The organism is Mesorhizobium norvegicum, assembly GCF_004919685.1.
In the GTDB taxonomy this organism is placed as follows: Bacteria; Pseudomonadota; Alphaproteobacteria; order Rhizobiales; family Rhizobiaceae; genus Mesorhizobium; species Mesorhizobium norvegicum.
This window is the reverse complement of sequence record NZ_SMYZ01000209.1, coordinates 1-2,038: the sequence shown is the minus strand read 5'-3', so window position 1 is coordinate 2,038 and position 2,038 is coordinate 1. Positions and strand designations below refer to the sequence as shown.

Annotated in this window: 1 protein-coding gene and 1 pseudogene; both read left to right on the top strand. The window is 65.8% G+C overall.

The window, feature by feature from the left end; genetic code table 11:
- Positions 1–78 precede the first annotated feature (78 nt).
- Positions 79–531: pseudogene (locus tag FCU66_RS40775) on the top strand (N-acetyltransferase family protein).
- A 142-nt stretch (positions 532–673) separates the two neighbouring features.
- A complete protein-coding gene (locus tag FCU66_RS40770; RefSeq protein WP_181956597.1) occupies positions 674–1,873 on the top strand; it encodes an aminotransferase-like domain-containing protein in 1,200 nt (399 codons plus the stop codon).
- Positions 1,874–2,038: the final 165 nt, after the last annotated feature.

Below are 2,038 nucleotides of genomic sequence, written 5' to 3'. Positions count from 1 at the left end.
ATGAGGGGCGGCGCCGGCGCCCGGAGAGGAGCGTATTCAAATCTTGCCGCTGCCAATGCCTCGCGCTAAGCCGGCACCATGATCACCTTCCGCCGTGCGCAAGCCTCCGACCTGCCTGACATCGTCGCCATGCTGGCCGACGATCCGCTTGGCGCCGGCCGTGAGGACGCCTCCTTGCCGCTCGCGCAAGGCTACACCGATGCCTTCAACGCCATCGACGCCGATCCCAATCAGCTGCTGGCGGTGGCCGTCGAGGGCGCCGAGGTGATCGGCACCTTGCAGATCACCTTCCTTGCCGGCCTCTCGCGCAAGGGCGCCTGGCGCGGGCAGATCGAGGCGGTTCGGGTCGCCGGCCACAGGCGCTCGGGCGGCATCGGCAGGTAGATGATCGAATGGGCGATCGATGAGTGCCGCGCGCGCGGCTGCGGCCTCGTCCAACTGACCACCGACAGGTCGCGCGCGGACGCGCACCGCTTCTATGAAAGCCTCGGCTTCACCGGCAGCCATCTCGGCTACAAGAAGACCTTGTAGTTTCGCGCACCCGCTGCGCACCGACAGCGACTGGCGTATAACGGACGGCTTTCAGGCCCTATTCAAATAGCCGGGAAGGGCTGTAATAGGTCAGTCACATTGACCTATATAGAAACGTCGCGGGAGGCGCGCTTTGACTTTGATGAACCTGTTGGCTTCGCGCTCGTCGCGCATGAAAGCGTCCGAAATCCGCGAGCTCCTGAAGCTGCTCGACCAGCCGGACATCATCTCGTTTGCCGGCGGCATTCCCGATCCGGCGCTGTTTCCCGCCGAGGCTATCCGCGACGCCTATGCCGATGTGCTGGGTGGCGCGGAGGCAGGTGCGGCGCTGCAGTACCAGGTCTCGGAAGGCTATCTGCCGCTGCGGCGGTGGCTGGCCGGGCAGATGGGCAAGCTCGGTGTCGCCTGCGACGAGGCCAACATCTTCATCACCTCCGGCTCGCAGCAGGCGCTGGATTATCTCGGCAAACTGTTCCTGTCGCCGGGCGACACCGCGCTGGTGACATGGCCGACCTATCTCGGTGCGCTGCAGGCTTTCAACGCCTATGAACCGCGCTACGACCGGCTGACCCCGGCCGGCGGCAACATGACGCCCGATGCCTATCGCGCGGCAGCGACTGCCAATGGCGGCAAGGTCAAGTTCGCCTATCTGGTGCCGGACTTCGCCAACCCGACCGGCAACACGCTGGACCGAAAGCAGCGCGAAGCGGTGCTCGACCTTGCCGGCGAACTCGACATCGCCGTGATCGAGGATGCCGCCTATCGCGCGCTGCGCTATGACGGCGAAGGTGTGCCGCCGATCCTGGCGCTCGACTGCGCGCGCTGCGGCTCTATCGACAAGGCGCGTACGCTCTATTGCGGCTCGTTCTCGAAGATCCTGTCGCCGGGCATGCGCGTGGGCTGGGTGTGCGCGCCGCGCCATGTCATCGAGAAGCTGGTGCTGATGAAGCAGGCCTCCGACCTGCACAGCCCGTCGATCAACCAGGTGGTGATGCATCGCGTCGCCGAGGCTGTGTTCGACGGCCAGGTGGAGAAACTGATCGGCGCCTATCGCGAGCGCCGCGACGGCCTGCTCGGCGCTCTCGAAGCCAACATGCCGGAAGGCGTGACCTGGAGTCGTCCGGAAGGTGGCATGTTCGTCTGGGTGACGCTCCCGGAAGGGTCGGATGCCACCGCGTTGCTGGCGCGGTCGGTGAAGGAAGCGCGGGTCGCCTTCGTGCCCGGCAGCGCCTTTTATGCCGACGGAACCGGGCGCAACACGCTGCGGCTGTCCTTCACCCTTGCCGACCGCCGCGCGGTGACCGAAGGCATCCCGCGGCTGGCGACCATCCTGAAGGGATAAGCCAGGCGCCGGAGGCCGGCTTCCTACGCCGCTACATTCACCAGGTGCCGGAGCTTCGACAGCCTGGCGCGAGCCAGCTTGCCCAGTGATTTCCGGAACCCTTGCTCGCCGCTCTCGACGACGAAGACCAATGTCTTGAAGTCGAGCATGAACTCGTCGATTGCT

What these genes read in the sequence shown, in the direction of transcription:
- FCU66_RS40770 (WP_181956597.1), top strand. Translation starts at nt 674, where the DNA reads ATGAACCTGTTGGCTTCGCGCTCGTCGCGCATGAAAGCGTCCGAAATC.